At 48.1% G+C, this 17,946-nt stretch carries 17 protein-coding genes, 1 tRNA gene and 1 rRNA gene; 13 read left to right on the forward strand and 6 right to left on the reverse strand.

Annotated elements, in window-relative coordinates:
- The 10 genes from rrf to G459_RS0121185 all read left to right on the forward strand — a co-directional run.
- Positions 1-98, forward strand: a 5S ribosomal RNA gene (gene rrf / locus G459_RS0121140); the annotation flags it as partial.
- Between the two features lie 360 nt (positions 99-458).
- Positions 459-1,100, forward strand: a complete 642-nt coding sequence (locus G459_RS0121145) for a restriction endonuclease subunit S domain-containing protein (RefSeq protein ID WP_245588223.1) — start codon at positions 459-461, stop codon at positions 1,098-1,100.
- Positions 1,101-1,170: 70 nt separating this feature from the next.
- The gene (locus tag G459_RS0121150; RefSeq protein ID WP_026969411.1) at positions 1,171-3,600 is read left to right on the forward strand and encodes a heavy metal translocating P-type ATPase; all 2,430 of its coding nucleotides are present in this window, start codon (positions 1,171-1,173) and stop codon (positions 3,598-3,600) included.
- A 1-nt stretch (position 3,601) separates the two neighbouring features.
- Positions 3,602-3,790 (forward strand): cbb3-type cytochrome oxidase assembly protein CcoS, encoded by a 189-nt coding sequence (gene ccoS / locus G459_RS0121155; protein ID WP_026969412.1) that lies wholly within the window; start codon positions 3,602-3,604, stop codon positions 3,788-3,790.
- On the forward strand, positions 3,783-5,915 hold the full coding sequence (gene ccoN / locus G459_RS0121160; RefSeq protein WP_026969413.1) for a cytochrome-c oxidase, cbb3-type subunit I: 2,133 nt from the start codon (positions 3,783-3,785) through the stop codon (positions 5,913-5,915). The genes ccoS and ccoN overlap by 8 nt, the downstream gene beginning before the upstream one ends.
- A 14-nt stretch (positions 5,916-5,929) precedes the next feature.
- Positions 5,930-6,112, forward strand: coding sequence for a hypothetical protein (locus G459_RS0121165; RefSeq protein WP_026969414.1), 183 nt, complete (start codon positions 5,930-5,932; stop codon positions 6,110-6,112).
- The gene (locus tag G459_RS28180; protein WP_035456603.1) at positions 6,109-7,032 is read left to right on the forward strand and encodes a cytochrome c; all 924 of its coding nucleotides are present in this window, start codon (positions 6,109-6,111) and stop codon (positions 7,030-7,032) included. The genes G459_RS0121165 and G459_RS28180 overlap by 4 nt, the downstream gene beginning before the upstream one ends.
- Positions 7,033-7,080: 48 nt before the next feature.
- Positions 7,081-8,511, forward strand: coding sequence for a cytochrome c oxidase accessory protein CcoG (ccoG, locus tag G459_RS0121175; protein ID WP_026969415.1), 1,431 nt, complete (start codon positions 7,081-7,083; stop codon positions 8,509-8,511).
- 6 nt (positions 8,512-8,517) lie between these two features.
- Positions 8,518-8,943 (forward strand): FixH family protein, encoded by a 426-nt coding sequence (locus G459_RS0121180; RefSeq protein WP_026969416.1) that lies wholly within the window; start codon positions 8,518-8,520, stop codon positions 8,941-8,943.
- Positions 8,943-9,647, forward strand: coding sequence for a sulfite exporter TauE/SafE family protein (locus G459_RS0121185; RefSeq protein ID WP_026969417.1), 705 nt, complete (start codon positions 8,943-8,945; stop codon positions 9,645-9,647). The genes G459_RS0121180 and G459_RS0121185 overlap by 1 nt, the downstream gene beginning before the upstream one ends.
- Here the strand turns inward: G459_RS0121185 and hemN are convergent, their stop codons facing one another.
- The 4 genes from hemN to G459_RS0121205 form a co-directional block, all read right to left on the reverse strand.
- A complete protein-coding gene (hemN, locus tag G459_RS0121190) occupies positions 9,648-11,003 on the reverse strand; it encodes an oxygen-independent coproporphyrinogen III oxidase (protein WP_035456605.1) in 1,356 nt (451 codons plus the stop codon).
- A gap of 118 nt (positions 11,004-11,121) precedes the next feature.
- Positions 11,122-12,165, reverse strand: a complete 1,044-nt coding sequence (locus tag G459_RS0121195; protein WP_026969419.1) for a vWA domain-containing protein — start codon at positions 12,163-12,165, stop codon at positions 11,122-11,124.
- The gene (locus tag G459_RS0121200; protein ID WP_026969420.1) at positions 12,146-13,042 is read right to left on the reverse strand and encodes a hypothetical protein; all 897 of its coding nucleotides are present in this window, start codon (positions 13,040-13,042) and stop codon (positions 12,146-12,148) included. The genes G459_RS0121195 and G459_RS0121200 overlap by 20 nt, the downstream gene beginning before the upstream one ends.
- Positions 13,035-13,913, reverse strand: a complete 879-nt coding sequence (locus G459_RS0121205; RefSeq protein ID WP_026969421.1) for a DUF58 domain-containing protein — start codon at positions 13,911-13,913, stop codon at positions 13,035-13,037. Before G459_RS0121205 ends, G459_RS0121200 begins: the two co-directional genes overlap by 8 nt.
- A gap of 105 nt (positions 13,914-14,018) precedes the next feature.
- On the opposite strand from G459_RS0121205, the gene G459_RS0121210 reads away from it, so the two are divergent.
- Entirely contained in the window at positions 14,019-14,372 is a 354-nt protein-coding gene (locus G459_RS0121210; RefSeq protein ID WP_026969422.1) for a DUF4296 domain-containing protein, read from the forward strand.
- Positions 14,372-16,759, forward strand: coding sequence for an endonuclease MutS2 (locus G459_RS0121215; protein ID WP_026969423.1), 2,388 nt, complete (start codon positions 14,372-14,374; stop codon positions 16,757-16,759). Before G459_RS0121210 ends, G459_RS0121215 begins: the two co-directional genes overlap by 1 nt.
- Positions 16,760-16,795: 36 nt before the next feature.
- Here the strand turns inward: G459_RS0121215 and G459_RS0121220 are convergent.
- A tRNA-Gln gene (locus G459_RS0121220) sits at positions 16,796-16,868 on the reverse strand.
- 319 nt (positions 16,869-17,187) lie between these two features.
- On the opposite strand from G459_RS0121220, the gene G459_RS0121230 reads away from it, so the two are divergent.
- Positions 17,188-17,430, forward strand: a complete 243-nt coding sequence (locus tag G459_RS0121230) for a hypothetical protein (protein WP_026969425.1) — start codon at positions 17,188-17,190, stop codon at positions 17,428-17,430.
- A 72-nt stretch (positions 17,431-17,502) separates the two neighbouring features.
- On the opposite strand, the gene rplI is transcribed toward G459_RS0121230, so the two are convergent.
- Positions 17,503-17,946 (reverse strand): 50S ribosomal protein L9, encoded by a 444-nt coding sequence (gene rplI, locus G459_RS0121235; protein WP_026969426.1) that lies wholly within the window; start codon positions 17,944-17,946, stop codon positions 17,503-17,505.

Here is a 17,946-nt window from a genome sequence, read left to right on the forward strand (position 1 = left end):
GCAGGGGTCCCACCTCTTCCCATCCCGAACAGAGAAGTTAAGCCCTGCAGCGCCGATGGTACTGGGGTTACACCCGGGAGAGTAGGTCGCCGCCATATTATTGCAAACCTTTTGGTTCATTCCAAAGGGTTTTTTGCGTTTAGACCTTTCTGGTAAGATTAGCTCAGCCTAATTCCGTGTCCAATAATTTTTGTCTTGACCGATCAATATTTTTTTTTAGAAAACGACTCGTCACCGGGAGAAATGTGTCCGGGTATTCCATGCCTTGTTAAAATGCTGTAAATCAAGGGGATAAACACATCATGGATTTTTTTTAAACGTGAATCGCGCACGAGAGCGATTTATGAGGGTGTGTCGCTTTTTTCTCTTGCTGTTTTTGAAGGGATCAGTTAACCTGATTTATATCATACTTCGGTACCCGCATCCGTCAGGACTCTTCGAGAAATCAAGATTTATTTTTGAGTATACTTTTGATCATGGAGCTGAATTCCCCCTACATCCAGAGGTTTGAACTTCCCGAGGCAGTGCTTGGGGAGTTTTATGGCAAGGAGGTGCCCGAACCCTTTGTCCCTTCATTTACTGAAAATAGGTTCACCGCTGGTGAAAGCCCCTCGCTTATTACAGCAGATCTATCTGGGACGCTCACTTGGCTCCAACAGCTTGAATTGCCCAAGCCATTTGAGCGTGAGGGTGGTGCCATACCGTTTCTCCTCTTTTCACCTCATTTTTCAACGGGCCACCTACTGTTCCATTACGACGGGACTTCCAACTCTACGGAGCTGATTAAGAATTTCATTAGGCTCTTTGGCAACTCGATCCAAGACAGTAAAGCGACGATTATTTCGCCGAGTTTTATTCCAAAATCAAAAATACGGGAGGAGCAGGAAGTCATTGAGCTTGTTGCTTCCTCGACGAAGGAGACGAGTTTTATCAAATTCAATTTTGTGAACATTGGAGATTTTTGCTCCTATGGAATCGACCATAATTGCACTCTCTTGGTCACAACCAAGAATTATCAGGCAGATCTAGCCGAGGTACTTTTCCAGTTTTCTAGAAGGAAAGTTTGGGATGTCGGAATGTCATTTTACCTATCCCCTTAAAGGATTGACAAAAATCTGCATGCCATCGCTAGTAACGCTTGTATAAATAGGTGTAAAAAACCTACTAAAAATGAACCCAGACTTTCACACACAGCTTCGATCCAAATGCTACCATTGCGGGGAAGACTGCGAGCTGGAGCTTGTCAGTTTTGCAGAAAAATCCTTTTGCTGTCAAGGTTGCAAGCTGGTGTATGAGGTGTTAGCACAAAATGACCTCTGTGAGTACTATCAACTGGAGAGCAGTCCCGGCAAGAGTCAGAAGGCAAAATCCAAATTAGCAAATAGACTCGACTACCTCGATGATCCGGATGTGATCAAACAACTCATGGATTTTAGAAATGAGCGGGAAAGTCACGTCACATTTTATATTCCACAGATCCATTGCGCATCGTGTATTTGGTTGCTGGAAAACCTCTTTCAAATTAATGCAACCATTGTAGGAAGTCGCGTTGATTTTGTCAGAAAGAAGGTTCAGCTCAAGTTCCTGCACGAAAAACTCAGCCTAAAAGAAACAGTCAATCTCCTTTCGCTGTTGGGTTATGAACCCAGCATCAGCCTTTCGGACCTTGACCAAAAGTCTAAAAACGCAGTACACAAGAAAACGCTCAGCAAGCTCGCTGTTGCCGGATTTTGCTTTGGCAATATGATGCTTTTCAGCATGCCGGAATACTTTTCAGAAGCGGAGTTATTGGGGGAAGGCTTCAAGGGACTTTTTGATTACCTCAACGTGCTTCTTTCGCTCCCGGTGGTTCTCTATGCTGCAAGCGACTACTATCTGTCTGCTTGGAACGCTGTCCGAAAACGGACGGCCAATATGGATGTGCCGATTGTGTTGGGGATAGCTGCTTTGTTTTTATACTCTCTTTGGGAAATTTTCATGCAGGGGAATGCCGGCTACATGGACAGTTTGGGCGGACTTCTCTTCTTTTTGCTTCTTGGGAAAATATACCAAGAAAAGGCTTTTGCCGCACTTGAGTTTGATAGAGATTACAAAGCGTATTTTCCGGTCGCGGTGACCCGTATTTCCAAAGACGGTGAAGAAGTGATCCCATTAATTAAACTACGGGTTGGCGATGTGGTCTTGGTAAGAGACGAGGAACTGATACCTGCCGATTCCATGCTTCTGAGCGCGAAAGCAAGTATTGACTACAGCTTCGTGACAGGCGAAGAAGTGCCAGTACCCAAGCGTAAGGGTGAACTGATCTATGCCGGAGGTAGACAGAAGGGCGACCCCATTAACTTGACCATTCAGAAATCGCCTTCTCAGAGCTATCTGACTGATCTTTGGAACAATGAATCTTTTGATAAGTCTCCAAAGCAACTCCTGGAACCCTTGGCCAATCGGATCTCAGGCGTGTTTACCTGGACCGTTTTAGCCATTGCTGTTGTTGCGTTCAGCTTCTGGATCGGCACAGACGTCTCTCTTGCGGTCAAGTCTTTTACCACCGTTTTGATCGTGGCTTGTCCCTGTGCGCTCTCGATGTCCACGCCATTTACCTTGGGGAATGCATTACGGATCTTCGGAAAAGGAAAGTTTTATCTAAAAAATGCCTCCGTGGTGGAGCGTCTTGCTTTGATCGATACGGTGGTTTTTGACAAAACAGGAACTTTGACCGATCCTGCGAATGCATCTATCCACTATCTGGGCGAGCCTCTCTTGGCGGAGACCAAAGCCGTTGTCAAGGGAATGGTCGAACGCTCCACTCACCCGCTGAGCAACCGAATCAGGCTTTGGCTATCCGATGTCAATTCGGCAGATCTGGAGCAAGTCCTTGAGATGAAAGGAGAGGGAATAGAAGCTGTGTACAAAGATCAGGTGTTTCGGCTGGGCTCGAGAGACTTTGCCTCGGCAAAGAAAATGGAACATGTGGAAAGCGGAAATTATGTTTTCTTGAGTACAGAACGAGTTGATCTGGGCTACTTCCATATCCAGTCGGGGCTGCGGAAGAGCGCTCCTGAAGTGGTAAAAAAGCTATCGGGAGATTTTGATCTCCACGTGCTGTCAGGTGATCAGGGACATGAACAGGAATCCTTGGGCCGACAGCTTTCTGCAGATCTTCATTTTAGTTTCGATCAAAGTCCCGTCGACAAACTTAATTACCTGAAAGAACTCAATCATCAAGGGCAAAATACGCTCATGCTTGGAGATGGACTCAACGATGCAGGTGCGCTGCAGGAAAGTCAGGTAGGGGTTGCGATCACGGACCGGGTCAGCCATTTTTCTCCGGCAAGCGACGCGATCTTGGATGCTGAGTCTTTCTCTAAAATCCCGGCTTTCCTTGGCTTTGCAAGAGACAGCAGACTGATCATCAAGGCGAGTTTTGGACTCAGCTTTTTATACAATATTCTGGGCTTAAGTCTGGCGATTCAAGGCCTTCTGAGTCCTGTTTTGTGTGCGATTCTGATGCCCCTGAGTAGTATTTCCGTAGTGGTTTTTACCACCTTGGCGACAAATTTCATGGGAATCCGCAAGGGACTCATTCATCTAAATCACCCTTAAAATGGAAGTCATTTTTCTTCTCATCGGAATCAGTCTGTTACTCGCTGTGACGTTTTTATTCCTCTTTTTCAGAGCGAACAAAAGCGGGCAGTTTGACGACGACTATACGCCATCAGTGCGGATACTATTTGAAAGCCAGCCAAAAAAGTCAATAAAAGATCAACCAAAAAAATCCAAATCACATGAATGATTCTACTTTGGAACGGTTCCAGTATGACAACAAAATTGTCAAATATTTCGGAGCGGCGACCATTATCTGGGGTCTGGTCGGAATGCTGGTGGGGCTCCTTGCCGCCACACAGTTGTTCTTGCCCGAAGCCAATCTCGGCAACCCCTACACGACGTTTGGCAGGATTCGACCACTGCATACGAACGCCGTCATCTTTGCTTTCGTAGGAAATTCCATCTTTGCGGGAGTCTACTACTCGATGCCGAGGTTGTTGAAGACGCCCATGTGGAACACCATGCTCAGCTGGGTTCATTTCTGGGGCTGGCAATTGATCATCGTTGCCGCGGCTATTACGCTGCCCCTCGGACTGACGACCTCCAAGGAATACGCCGAGTTGGAATGGCCGATTGACATAGCCATTGCACTGATTTGGGTTGCTTTCGGAGCGAATGTGATCGGGACATTGATCACTCGCAGAGAGCGGCACATGTACGTGGCGATCTGGTTTTACCTTGGATCGATCGTGACAGTTGCGGTGTTGCACATCTTCAATTCTTTCGAACTTCCTGTGACTTTCTTCAAAAGTTACTCTGCCTATGCAGGCGTCCAGGATGCACTGGTACAGTGGTGGTATGGGCACAATGCGGTTGCATTCTTTTTGACAACGCCATTTCTGGGGATGATGTACTACTTTCTTCCCAAAGCTGCCAACAGACCGGTTTACTCCTATAAGCTTTCGATTGTCCACTTTTGGTCTTTGATTTTCATCTACATGTGGGCAGGACCACACCATTTGCTCTATACGGCTCTGCCGGAGTGGGCACAGGTGCTGGGTACCGCGTTTTCGGTGATGCTGTTGGCCCCTTCTTGGGGTGGGATGGTCAATGGTCTTCTCACGCTCAGAGGAGCTTGGGACAAGGTGAGAGTAGATCCGGTATTGAAATTCATGGTTGTTGCGGTCACTGCCTATGGAATGGCAACTTTCGAAGGTCCTTTACTTTCGCTTAAAAATGTGAATGCCATTGCTCACTACACAGACTGGATCGTAGGTCACGTGCACATCGGAGGCTTGGGTTGGAATGGATTTTTCACCTTTGGGATGCTGTACTGGATGTGGCCTAGATTGTTTAAAACCACGATCTATTCGACCAAACTCGCCAATACACACTTTTGGCTTGGGACCTTGGGGATCGTCTTTTACGCGCTTCCGCTTTATGTTTCCGGTTTGACTCAGTTTCTGATGTTGAAAGAATTCAATGAAGCCGGCCGCCTAGCCTACCCTAATTTCCTCGAGACCGTCATTCAGATTGTTCCGATGTACATGCTCAGAGCCTTTGGTGGTCTGCTCTACCTGAGTGGTGCTGTGATCATGGTTTACAACATGTGGATGACTTCCAAGCAAGGGGTCTTTCAGGAAACGGAGGAAGATCAAGCTCCTGCTTTGGCAAAAGCCTACAATCCTTCCGGTGAATTTTGGCACAGAGCCTGGGAGAGAAAGCCGATCTTCTTTACCATTTTGGCTACGCTCGCCATCGCCATCGGTGGTGCCATCGAGATTATACCAACCATATTGATTAAGTCTAATGTACCGACAATCTCAGCAGTGAAGCCCTATACTCCACTCGAACTGGAGGGCAGAGATCTCTACATCGCCAATGGCTGCGTGGGTTGCCATTCTCAGATGATCCGGCCTTTCCGATCCGAAACTGAGCGCTATGGAGAATACTCCAAAGCCGGGGAATATGTCTACGACCGACCTTTTCTATGGGGATCGAAGCGAACTGGGCCGGATCTGCATCGAGTGGGAGGAAAGTATCCCGACAGCTGGCACTATCATCACATGACAGATCCCAGGTCTATGTCTCCCGGCTCTTTGATGCCTCCATATCCATGGATGACGACCAATGTGCTGGATATATCTGATTTGCCTGCCAAAATCAGAACCCTTCAAAAACTGGGAGTGCCCTATGCGGTCGGCTTCGATCAGCAGGCGACCGCTGACTATGAAAAACAGGCAGCCAAAGTTGTCGCAAACCTGAAAGATGCCGGGGTAGAAGTAGCTCCAAATACAGAAATAGTAGCTCTGATTGCCTATCTCCAGCGATTGGGGACTGATATCAAGCAAAAACCAACCGCCACTAACTGATAAATCCTGAAGCCATGTATAAAGAAATTCTAAGATCTATCGACAACATTGAGATCTATCCGATCCTCTCGCTGATCCTCTTTCTGCTATTCTTCGTGGGGATGTTTATCTGGGTAGTGAATACTCCCAAAGCGCACATCGAACACATGGAGTCTCTGCCATTGGATGACGACGATGCAAAAAAAAAAAAGCCATGAAAAAAGCATTTTCACTACTCGCCCTCTTCGGGTTGACGGTATTTCCGCTGTTTGCCCAATCTTCCGAAACCCATTGGTATGCCAAGTTACAGGCGATGGATTCCAGTCAGCTGACGCTGCTTGTCCTGTTGGGAGTCGTATTGTTGGTTATCGTACTGCTGCTGATTCTGATGGCGTATCTCATGTCATTCATGTCCGCGGTGCTTCGCAAAGAGAATCCAAGTCTCGCGAATGAGCCGTCTTGGTGGGACAGCTTCAAGGAACGTTATGTGACCGGTAAAGTAGATGAGGCAGGAGGAAAGGAAGAGAAAGCCAAATTGATGAGCGATCACTCGTATGACGGAATCACCGAGCTGGACAACTTCATGCCGCCTTGGCTGCAATGGGTGTTCGTGAGTACTGTCGTCGTTGCGGTGATCTATTTTGTTCACTTCACCGTCTTGGGAAATGGCCCTACGAGTGTGGAAGAGTACGAAGAGGAACTTCGTGTGGAAGCGATAGCTGCCGTCGAAAGAAAAGCTACTCAAGCCGCAGGTATAGATGAAAATACCGTGGTATTCGATGAGTCTGCAGGGGCAATCAGCGCAGGGAAGACGCTTTTCGAAACCAATTGCGTGGCCTGCCATGCCGCTGATGGAGGAGGGGGAGTCGGACCGAACCTGACAGATGACTATTGGATCCATGGCGGATCGATCAAGGATGTTTTCACAGTGGTCAAATTTGGAGTGATCGAAAAGGGGATGATTCCCTGGCAGGATCAGCTAAGTCCTGAGGAAATGCAGCAAGTGTCGTCTTATATCTTGACGCTGAAAGGTACCACGCCTGCCAATCCGAAAGCACCTCAGGGCGAACCCTATTCTGCGACTCCGGCCGAGCCGGCACCAGCATCAGATACTACTGCAGTCGTAGCGTCAATCTAATTAGGTTACTGTCCGGGAGTCATTCCCCGGCAGTATTTCGATTACCCCATGGCCAAGAAAAATCAAAACCCCCATCTGAATCCGGAAACATTTCGGGACGCCTTAGCGAGCGTCGGCGACGACGGCAAGCGAAACTGGGTTTATCCGAAAAAGGTCAAAGGCTTTTACTTTCGCTATCGGACGTACCTTTCTTGGGTGCTGCTTGCGGTGTTGTTTGCTGGGCCCTTCATCCGAATCGATGGTCGGCCGTACATGCTGTTCAATATTTTCGAGAGGAAATTCATCATCTTCGGAGCGGTTTTTTGGCCTCAGGATACGATCCTTTTGATCTTTCTGCTTCTAATTTTGTTTGTCTTCGTGATCCTCTTTACAGTGGTTTTTGGAAGAGTGTGGTGCGGTTGGGCGTGTCCGCAGACGCTGTTTATGGAGATGGTTTTTCGAAAAATCGAATACCTGATCGAAGGCGATGCTAATCAACAACGCACGTTGAATGAGGCTCCCTGGACTGGAGAAAAGATTTGGAAGAAAGGTCTCAAAACGACCGTGTTTGCATTTATCTCCTTGCTTATCGGCCATTTGGTGATGGCTTATCTGATAGGAGTGGATGAGGTGAGAGAGATCGTGACGCGCCCGCCCTCGGAAAACATCGCCGGGTTCACGGGTGTGCTGGCGTTTTCGGGAATCTTCATGTTTGTATTCGCGTGGTTTCGGGAACAGGCTTGCATCGTCGTTTGTCCGTACGGCCGCCTTCAAGGCGTCCTTCTGGATGACAACAGTATCAACGTCATATATGACTATATCCGGGGAGAACCCAGAGGGCCGATACGAAAAAATGTAGTTGAAGAGCCAGCCAAGGGCGATTGTGTGGATTGTGGACTCTGCGTCCAAGTCTGCCCAACCGGAATCGATATCCGAAATGGTACCCAAATGGAATGCGTGAACTGTACCGCCTGCATCGATGCCTGTGACGAAGTCATGGTCAAGGTGGAGCGACCTACCGGTCTGATCCGATATGCCTCGGAAAACAGTGTGAAGGGCGGGGTTCAAAAGTTGTTCACCGGACGAGTCAGGGGATTCAGCCTAGTGCTGGTCGTATTGCTGGGCGCGTTTGTCGCACTGATCGCCACGAGAGATGAGTTGGCGGGAACGGTCACCCGTTTTCCAGGCATGACGTATCAGGAAAGAGAGGCTGGCAGGGTTTCAAATCTCTATAACATTACGCTGATCAACAAGACTTTCGAGCAGCAGCGGGTAGAAATTGACGTGCTGGCGGACGGAATGGATGTTGAGATTGTGGGAGCCAAGGAATGGGTATTGGCGCCGCAGACCAAGTTTGAAGGCCGTTTTTTTCTCGTGAGAAACCAAGCTGATGTAAAGGTGCCTCAAGAGAAAGTCACGCTGCAACTCTTGAATCACGGAGAGGAATTTGACGAAATAGAAACAAACTTCATGGCTCCGGTGGGAGCTCTAAAACAGTAAGACAGGATGGATTGGGGAAAGGGAATTTTGATAACGATCATTGCTTTCGTAGGGTTTATGATCACGTTGGTGGTGATATCAGTGAGGCAGGATGATATTCATTTGGTCGCTGAGAATTATTATGAGAAGGAGATCAAATATCAAGATCAAATCGAGCGCGAAAAGGCAACTGCAGGATTGGAGCGGGAAGTTTTGGTTTTTGATGCCCAGGGGAAGGCTCTACTGTTGGATTTGCCAGTAGGCACCAAAGGGAATATCCAGCTTTTTCGACCTTCGGATGCAAGATTGGATCAGGAGTTCCTGTTGGATATTACGGATGAAGGGAAGACGACCATCCCGCTTGATAAGTTGAAGTCCGGATACTGGAGAGTTCAGATGACTTGGGCCGAAAATGGAGTAGAGTTTTACCAAGAGAAGAAAATCGACCTCTGATGATCTGGACAGCTTTGGCTCTGGGATTTTTGAGTTCATTCCATTGCGTTGGAATGTGCGGCCCCATTGCGCTGGCTGTCGGAGGAAAGGGAGGTCAAACCTTTCTTTTCAACAAAATAATCTACAATCTGGGTCGAAGTCTCACTTACGCGGGACTGGGACTGCTGGTGGGGAGTATTGGGTTCTCGCTCTCACTGGCGGGAGTTCAGCAGGGTGTCTCAATTGTGGCGGGGCTGTTGATTGTACTTTTTTCGCTGAGCTACCAGAAGGCAGACAGAATATTGACGATTTCTGCGCTTTCAGGAGCAGTGACTTGGATCAAAAGAAAGCTTGCCCAGTACCTCAAGTCGGGAAGTAAGTTCGCTTTTTTCTCCACCGGACTGGTCAATGGACTCCTTCCCTGCGGGCTGGTCTATATGGCACTGGTGGTAGCGATAGGGATGCAGAGCCCAGTTTTGGGTGCCGCCTACATGTTTTTCTTTGGACTTGGTACGATTCCGATGCTGCTTGGATTGATGGTGTCTGGAAACTTATTACCGGCAATTCGTCGTCAACAAGTTCAGAAAATCATTCCCTATCTCGGGGTTTTCATTGGAGTGTTGATGGTCTTCCGTGGGCTGGGACTGGGTATTCCCGGGTTTAGTCCTGAGTTGGCTGTGTTTGATTACGGTACGCAGCAAGTGGAAATCACCATGTGCCACTGATCAAATCGCATTGCTGAAGAACGCTTTTTGCGCCTTAGAGGCATTCATTCTGAGGTCAAACTGTGAACAGATGTTTCGGACCAGTGCTTTGCCTTCGGCGGTCACCGTCAGCACAGATCCGGTCTTGGTGATCAGACCATCTTCCTCCAATAGGACAAGATTTTGAAGGTTTTCTGGAAGAAGTTCATCTAGGATAGGGTCGGGAATTTCTGCTTTTTCCCGGCAGATCAACTCCATGATCAGTTTTCTCGCGGCCCGGTCCATCTCAGTCTGGACATGTCCCCGGACGATGGGGAGATGGCGTTTCTGGATAAGCTCGAGGTAGGATTCGATGTTTTTTTCGTTTTGGGCAAAAGCAAGTCCGATGTCGCTAATGCTGCTAGCTCCCAATCCAATCAACATCTCTGAAGGTGAGGTCGTGTAGCCCATGAAGTTTCGGTGGAGATTTCCATCACGTTTCGCTGCGCAAAGCGGGTCATCTGCCAAAGCAAAATGATCCATTCCCACCTCCTCGTAGCCCATTTGGATCAGCATTTCCTTACCCGATTCATAGAGCGCCCTCTTCTCCTGATCTTTGGGAAGGTGGGATTCGAACCCTCGCTGAGCAGGAAATGCTGCCGGTAAATGCGCATAGCTATAGAAGGCAATCCGCTCTGGGCGCAGTTGGCCCACTCTATCAAAAGTTGCTGCCAGCGAAGTCAGGGTCTGATGAGGCAGTCCATAAATCAGGTCAAAATTGATCGATGAGTAGCCCAGTTTTCGGGCATTGTCTGTCGCTTCTTTGACTTTTTCGAAGGGCTGAATCCGGTGGATGGCCTGCTGGACACGCGGATCAAAATCCTGGATGCCGTAGCTCACCCGGTCAAATCCTAATTTGGCCAGTTGGTCAAGATGGTCAAACGTCGTATTGTTGGGGTGTCCCTCAAAACTAAACTCGGCATCAGGAAGGACCTCAGCTGAGCTCAGGATTTCGGAAATTAGAAGAGAAAGATTTTGGGGTGAAAAAAACGTCGGAGTGCCTCCGCCAAAGTGGATGCCTGAGATTTTTGGACTTTCCCCAAATAGCTCCAAGTAGTGCGACCACTCCCCGAGGACAGCCTCAAGATAGGGGACTTCTACGCTGTGATTTTTCGTAATTCGCTTGGTGCAGCCGCAATAGGTGCAGAGACTTTCGCAGAAAGGCAAATGAATGTACAGCGTCAGACCGTTCTTTTTGCCGGTCAGGTTGAAAGCCTTTTTGACCAAATACTCCCAGTTAGAAGGATCGAGGTTGTTTTCCCAGTACGGAACGGTCGGATAGGAGGTATATCGCGGAACGGGCTGATTGTACTTGCGGATAAGATCTGGAGAAAGCATCACTGGCGGGGATTTTCCCAAAAGTGACGTTCTTTCACTGGACTTTTTGTGACATTTTTATCGTGGAATCCTGATTTATGTCAGCCATTTCCTGATAGTTTTGGCATTCTGGATTTGGCTAGTCCAACAGGAAGTTATTGAAGAAAGTACTCTTCAGACCCATCCAGACTAAGAAAAACAACATGGCCCAGAACAGGTATACCCGGTAATAGTCTGCGGTTTCCTTGTATCTGTTTTCCAAGATCTCCGCTTTTTCCAAGGTGTTGATTCGCTCAAAAATCTGCTCCAACGTGCCTCCGTCCGATGCTCGGTAAAATTCCCCGTTTCCCACCCGGGCGATTTCCCGCAGGGTTGTTTCGTCCAGATAGCTTTCTACCATCTGCGGCCTTCCAAAGAAGTCGGTGCCGTAGGGAACCATCCCGTCTTTCCCGACGGCGATCGTGTAGATTTTGATGTTAAAGGCAGAAGCTAATTGTGCCGCGAAGAGCGGATCTACGTTTCCGGCATTGCTTTCCCCGTCAGAGAGCAAAATCATGACTTTGGACGGCGTGTCGCTCTCCTTCATCCGGTTGGTGCCGGCGGCAATTGCCGAGCCGATGGCAGTACCTTTTGGCTCGATCATATCAAAGGAGATCTCCGCGATCATCGAGGTCAGCAGCTCGTAGTCGTTGGTCAGTGGAGCTAGCGAATAAGCTTCTCCGGCAAAGATTATCATCCCGATGCGGTCTCCAAATCGCCCGTTTATGAAGTCGATTGCCGTGCTCTTCGCGGCTTCGAGACGATTGGGAGTGAAATCCTGCAGATCCATGGACTCCGAGATGTCAAGCACCAGAAGGATATCGATGCCTTCGGTGTATTGCTCTACGCGCTCGTTGCTGCGCTGTGGACGGGCGAGGGCGACGACGATCAGGATCAAAGCCAGGAAGAAAAAGCCCGTTGGGATCAGACGCAGGTAGGTCCAGGGGTTTCCCTTTGCAATGCGTTTAGGCAGGGAAAGCTCCAGAACAGGGTTTTTAAGGAATTTGATGCCCTTTCGGATCAGGATCAAAACCGAGATCATCCAAAGTAAATTAAGCAGGATTGGGTTTTCCCATTCGTAGGTTTTGAATGTCTCCGGCAAAAACCAAGACCAGCTAAAGAACTCAGCGAGTTGCTCTCTCATTTCTGATTTGGGTTAGTTTTTCCTGATATTTTGTCCTGGCCACTTCCAGCAGGTAGTTGGTCGTCTCTTCCGTTTTGGCTTCTTTGCCAGCATAGATGATCATATCGATCGCCCGCAGTGCTTTGAAGACTTCCTGATCATGCAATGCCTCGGCGATTTCGCTGGAAGTCCACTCTTGAACAGGAAGATCTGTGATCGATTCCATGTACCCTTTCCACAGGCCAATGACCTCATCGGCCAGCCCGAGAGCAGGGTTCTGCGCCAGGAGCCCGGACATTTTTTTGAATTTCCGTTCAAACTGAATCCAACGGAGTTTTTCGCGGTTTTTCTTGAAAATACCTTTGATGCGCTTCGCAAAAAGCAGGACCAAGCCTCCAAGCAGGATGATCACTCCTCCGGCAATCAAGGATGCCAAGAGCCAGTTGAAATTGCGCTCAATCGGCTGATAGATATTGTTGTCCTGAAATACCGGCTGCTCGGGAATCGAGTCTAGCGTCAGTTTCAATTTCAGTTCCGCTTCATTGGAAAAGTGCGTGACGCTGTCGTATCGGCTGAGCTCGTAGACAGGGAGGGAAAGATAAATGTTCGGCTCCAGGGAGAAGTTGGATACGAAATAGATGGTGCTGTCGAGCGTGACTCCTTCGCTTGTCTGGGAAATGAAGGTTTTCTTTTCCAGCAAAACCAAGGGGGAAAAGTCATAAGTTGAGTCGGGAAAGACCAACTGGGTGGCTTCCGGATAGCGGGCCTTCAGGACAAACCCGACCCGCTCACCCAGCCGTGCAGAATCTTGGCTGAAATAGCCTTCTATCTGTACACTTTGAGCCAAGGACGAGAAGCTCAATCCCAGAAAAAGAAGTAAAATACCGATTTTACCCACGCTTCATTCGTTTGTTTCGGTACTTGAATAGGTCAATTAATGGCGAGACAATGTCCTGAGTCGTGTCCAACGCTAGGTAGTTGATCTGGTTCTTTTTGCAAAGCTCCTTTAGATATTCCCGCTCGATGGTAAAGGTCTCTGATATTTTTTTGGAAAAGCTTCCAAAAGCTGTATTGACCCAAGTCGTCTTGCCTCGTTCCTTATCGAAGATTGGAATGATCCCCAGGGCCGGGAGGGCCGATTCTCTGGGGTCGGTAAGCTGAATGGCCACCAAGTCATGCCGCTCCGCCAAGGCGCGGAAGGACCGCTCGTAGTCCTGATCGATAAAGTCAGAGATGACGATGATGATGCTTCGCTTTTTGATCAGATTGAGGGCAAATGAGAACATTCCGTTTAGGTCTGTTTTCAGACTCTTGTTGGCGTGGTCAAAGATTCCCCGAATGATCTTGACACCCTGTTTGCTTCCTTTTGCAGGCAGGACCAATTTTTCCTGTTGATCAGAATAAGAAATCAGTCCGATCTGGCTTCCCTCATAGACTGCTGCTAGAGTCAATACTCCCGCAATGAGCTTGCCTTGGTCGATTTTTTTGTTGCCTTGCTGGCCGATGTCCTGACTGCCTGAAATATCCAGCAGAAAATAGACCGATTGCTCTTTGTCCTCTCTAAAGGTCTTGACAAATGTTCCGTGGCCTTTTGCAGACACTTTCCACTCGATCGTCCGCACGTCATCCCCGTATTGATAGGGCCTGAGGTCATCAAATTCGAGACCGGATCCTTTGAAAAGAGACTGGTATTCTCCTTGCAGGTGGTTATTGGCCACCTTTCTGATCATAATTTCGTACTTCCTAAGCTTACTGAACAGCTGATCCATGCGGGAGATTTGAATCGGCTAAGTTAAAGTCTTGAACCGAATTATAAAATTTGGGTTTGCTAATCGGTTCGGGCATTATCAGTTAAAAAAACCTAATTTTGACACGTGAAACGAATTCTTGTCCTTCTACTTTTCCTGTTTTTCCTTGGATCCTGCAACAGGAATTCCCCGCCTCCGGGGATTTTGCCCGAAGATAAAATGGTCAATGTCCTGATTGATATTCAATTGACAGAGGGAATTGTGAGCTCACTTCCCGTGGCGTATGATTCTTCGCAGGTGCTGTATTCACTCTTGGAACAAAATGTGTTTACCAAGCATGAGGTGCAAGACTCTGTATTCACCAAAAGTATGTTATTCTACCTGGAAGACGCCGGAAAGATGAACAGAATCTATTCAAGAGTGATAGATTCCCTCTCAGCTCACGAGTCTATTCCCGGGGACAGTTTGGATCTATTCTGATGTTATATCCTTCCAATCTTGATCAAAAAATAAATTTCGTCAAAATCAAAGACCTGCTCAAAGCGGAATGTACGTCGTCATTGGGTCGGGATTTTGTCGACAAAGTCTCCTTTTCGTCTGACTTCAATCTGGTGCAGCGACTGCTCGACCAGACGGACGAATTCATGAAAATCCTCATCTCCGGTGAGATTTTCCCCAGTTCCAACTTTACCAACCTCAATCCTTATCTCGAGAAAGCAAAACTTCCCGGAGCATTTCTGGATCAGGAGGAATTCTATGAGGTCAAGCTTGCACTGCAGACGCTGCGGTCCTGTGTGGTCTTTTTTCAAAAGAACGGGGAAGCTTATCCCACCTTGAGTGCGCTATTAGGCTTACTGATTGACTTGGACATGAGTCTCCTCAAGGGCATTGACCTGATCATCGATGAAAAGGGGAAGATGCGGAGCAATGCCAGCAAAGAACTGCAGCTCATCCGGACGCAACTGTTGTATGAAGAGGGAAGGCTAAGAAAGGTGATGGAGCGGATCTTCAAGGATGCACGGGCCAAAGGCCTGACTCCGGAGGATGCAGCCATGACGATACGCGGAGGGAGATTGGTGATTCCGGTCGCTGCCGAAAACAAGCGGAAACTCCGTGGATTTATCCACGATGAGTCAGCGACGGGCCAGACGGTCTTCATGGAGCCAGAGGAAGCGCTGGACATCAACAATGAAATCCGCGATCTGGAGTATATGGAACGTCGGGAGATCATTCGGATTTTGACCAAGTTGACAGATCAGCTGAGACCCTCGATTCCCGCTTTGCGAAAAGCCACCAATTTCCTTGGTCTGATAGATTTCATTCGTGCGAAGGCCAAGTTTGCTCAAAAGACAGAAAGCTGCAAGCCGGAGCTGGTCAAAGAACGAACGCTAAACTGGACACGTGCCCGGCATCCAATCTTGGAGATGGCGCTCAAATCCCAGGGAAAAAAGATCATTCCCCTGGACGTCAAGCTGGGCGGCCACGAGCGGTTGCTGGTGATCTCCGGGCCTAACGCCGGAGGGAAATCCGTGACGCTCAAAACCGTCGCTTTGCTTCAATACATGCTGCAATGCGGACTGCTGATTCCTGTCCATCCGGATTCCAAGAGCTCACTTTTTGACAATTTCTTCATTGATATCGGCGACGAGCAAAACCTGGAAAATGACCTCAGTACCTACAGCTCGCACTTGATGAGCATGAAGCGCTTCACTGAGTTTGCCAATAAAAAGACGATCCTTTTCATCGATGAATTCGGTACCGGGACGGAGCCGCAGTTTGGTGGGGCGATTGCAGAATCGATATTGCTATCGCTGAATAAGCTGGGCGCCTTTGGTGTGCTCACCACACACTACGGCAACCTGAAACAGATAGCGAATAAAAATCAAGGTCTGGTCAACGGAGCGATGCGTTACGACGTGGATCGACTGGAGCCACTTTACCAGCTGGAAATAGGCAAGCCGGGCTCTTCTTTTGCGTTGGAGATCGCGTCCAAAATTGGACTGTCAAAAGATATCCTAGCCTATGCCAAGGAACATATCGGGGAGGAACGGGTCAGATACGACCGGCTTTTGACCCAACTCGAAAACGAAAAGAATCAATATTCGGTCTTACTCCGGGATGTCAGGGAAAAAGACAAGCTGCTGCAGACAAGACTGAAGGAATATAACCAGCTAAAGGAGACCATTGAGCTGACGAAGAAACGCTATATCCAGGAAGCCAAGCAGGAGGCCAAGGCACTGCTGGATCAGACGAACAAGAAGATCGAGGCGACCATCCGTGAGATCAAGGAGAAGAAGGCTGACAAAGAAGTCACCAAGCAGGTGAGACAGCAGCTGGAGGAGTTTAAGCAGGAGGTGAAGCCGGAGAAGATTGCTGCGAAGGATCCCGAGATTCTGGTAATCGGAGGAGCGATCGAGCCGGGAGATTGGGTGCGGCTGAAAGACAATGGTGCAATAGCCGAGGTGGTGGCTATCAAAAATAAGGATGTGGAGGTGACCATCGGCGATCTCAAGTCCAATGTCAAAATCTCCAGACTGGAAAAAATCTCCAGAACCGAAGTCAAGAAAGAAATGAAGGCGGTAGATCGGCGGGGTAATTATAATACCAACGAGAAGATGATGGACTATTCGCCAAACCTAGATCTTCGGGGCAAGCGAGGTGAGGAGATATTGGCCCTGATCCAGACGTTCATCGACGAAGGATACATGCTCGGTGCCAAAGACCTCCGCATCGTCCACGGAAAGGGAGATGGCATCCTCCGTGAGATTACCAGAAACTTGCTTCGCAACATGCCCCAGGTCGGAAAGATGGAGGACGAGCACGCCGATAGAGGCGGTGCCGGAGTGACTCTAGTGAGTTTGAAATAAAAAAAGCCCTTAATCTTTCGAATAAGGGCTTTTTTGTTGGCCGACCAGGGCTCGAACCTGGACTCTTCTGAACCAAAATCAGACGTGTTGCCAGTTACACCATCAGCCAATTTTGTGTGGAACCGAAGCCGGTTTCCTTTAAAGTGTCACAAAGGTAGATTCTTGACTTATTTTTTCCAAATGGGACTTAAAAGATTTTTGCCATCGTCCTCTAATTCCCTTGCTTTCAGGTAGAAAAAGTGTTCTTGTTCCCGTTTTTCGAATGGAATGTTCAAACCCCTTCGAAGATTCCTTGTGAACCCGTTTCTTGTCTCAAGAAAAGCCAGTATTGCCTTTTTGTTAGTTTTCAGGCGGTTATGTTGTCTTGTTGGAAATATTTGCATTGCTTTGTTCCAAAATCTGAAACTGGACTAAAACTACCAAACACTATGAAGGCTGACAAAATGGAAAAACTGGTGGCGGATGTCATCGAAAAATTGGAGAAACTGAAGAATGCTGAACTGGCAGCAGAGCTGAGCTGGTGCTGGATAAGCTTCCAGAATGATCAGGTGTCTACAGGAGTGGTTGAGAAGGCGACGCTTGCCCTTGAGGCATTCAAAGAAGCCCGTGAGAAAAACTCAAAGGCTGTGTCTAAGAAGCTGGTAGAAGACTTGGAGAAAGCCCTAGCCTAATTTCTCCTTGAGTCACAAAAGAAAGGCCCGTGAAACTTAATTCACGGGCCTTTTCCAGTTGTTTGGTTCGGATTATTCTCCTACTACGACAAACTTCACTTTGGTTTTCACCTCTCTGTGAAGATCTACGTCCGCAGTGAATTCGCCAGCACCTTCTACAGGTGTGGTGATCGCGATTTTCTTTCTGTCGATATCGATGCCTTGCGCTGCAAGTGCGTCAGAGATCTGAAGAGTAGTCACTTTTCCGAAGATTTTTCCTGAATCGCCGATTTTAGCCTTGATCTCCAAGGTGATTTCAGCAAGCTTAGCAGCAAGATTTTCTGCTTCAGTCTTGATTTTTTCAGCTTTGTGAGCCGCCTGCTTGATGTTTTCAGCAAGGATTTTCTTGTTAGAGCCGGTAGCAAGTACAGCGAAACCCTGAGGGATCAGGTAGTTTCTTCCGTATCCTGGCTTTACGTCTACCAAGTCATTTTTATATCCAAGACCTTTGATGTCTGTTTTTAGAATGATTTCCAT

The organism is Algoriphagus terrigena DSM 22685, assembly GCF_000429445.1.
Classification (GTDB): Bacteria; Bacteroidota; Bacteroidia; order Cytophagales; family Cyclobacteriaceae; genus Algoriphagus; species Algoriphagus terrigena.

What these genes read in the sequence shown, in the direction of transcription:
- G459_RS0121205 (WP_026969421.1), bottom strand. Translation starts at nt 13,913, where the DNA reads ATGGATCAGCTGTTCAGTAAGCTTAGGAAGTACGAAATTATGATCAGA.
- G459_RS0121230 (WP_026969425.1), top strand. Translation starts at nt 17,188, where the DNA reads ATGAAGGCTGACAAAATGGAAAAACTGGTGGCGGATGTCATCGAAAAA.
- ccoN (WP_026969413.1), top strand. Translation starts at nt 3,783, where the DNA reads ATGAATGATTCTACTTTGGAACGGTTCCAGTATGACAACAAAATTGTC.
- G459_RS0121150 (WP_026969411.1), top strand. Translation starts at nt 1,171, where the DNA reads ATGAACCCAGACTTTCACACACAGCTTCGATCCAAATGCTACCATTGC.
- rplI (WP_026969426.1), bottom strand. Translation starts at nt 17,946, where the DNA reads ATGGAAATCATTCTAAAAACAGACATCAAAGGTCTTGGATATAAAAAT.
- ccoS (WP_026969412.1), top strand. Translation starts at nt 3,602, where the DNA reads ATGGAAGTCATTTTTCTTCTCATCGGAATCAGTCTGTTACTCGCTGTG.
- G459_RS28180 (WP_035456603.1), top strand. Translation starts at nt 6,109, where the DNA reads ATGAAAAAAGCATTTTCACTACTCGCCCTCTTCGGGTTGACGGTATTT.
- G459_RS0121185 (WP_026969417.1), top strand. Translation starts at nt 8,943, where the DNA reads ATGATCTGGACAGCTTTGGCTCTGGGATTTTTGAGTTCATTCCATTGC.
- hemN (WP_035456605.1), bottom strand. Translation starts at nt 11,003, where the DNA reads ATGCTTTCTCCAGATCTTATCCGCAAGTACAATCAGCCCGTTCCGCGA.
- G459_RS0121195 (WP_026969419.1), bottom strand. Translation starts at nt 12,165, where the DNA reads ATGAGAGAGCAACTCGCTGAGTTCTTTAGCTGGTCTTGGTTTTTGCCG.
- G459_RS0121165 (WP_026969414.1), top strand. Translation starts at nt 5,930, where the DNA reads ATGTATAAAGAAATTCTAAGATCTATCGACAACATTGAGATCTATCCG.
- G459_RS0121180 (WP_026969416.1), top strand. Translation starts at nt 8,518, where the DNA reads ATGGATTGGGGAAAGGGAATTTTGATAACGATCATTGCTTTCGTAGGG.
- G459_RS0121215 (WP_026969423.1), top strand. Translation starts at nt 14,372, where the DNA reads ATGTTATATCCTTCCAATCTTGATCAAAAAATAAATTTCGTCAAAATC.
- ccoG (WP_026969415.1), top strand. Translation starts at nt 7,081, where the DNA reads ATGGCCAAGAAAAATCAAAACCCCCATCTGAATCCGGAAACATTTCGG.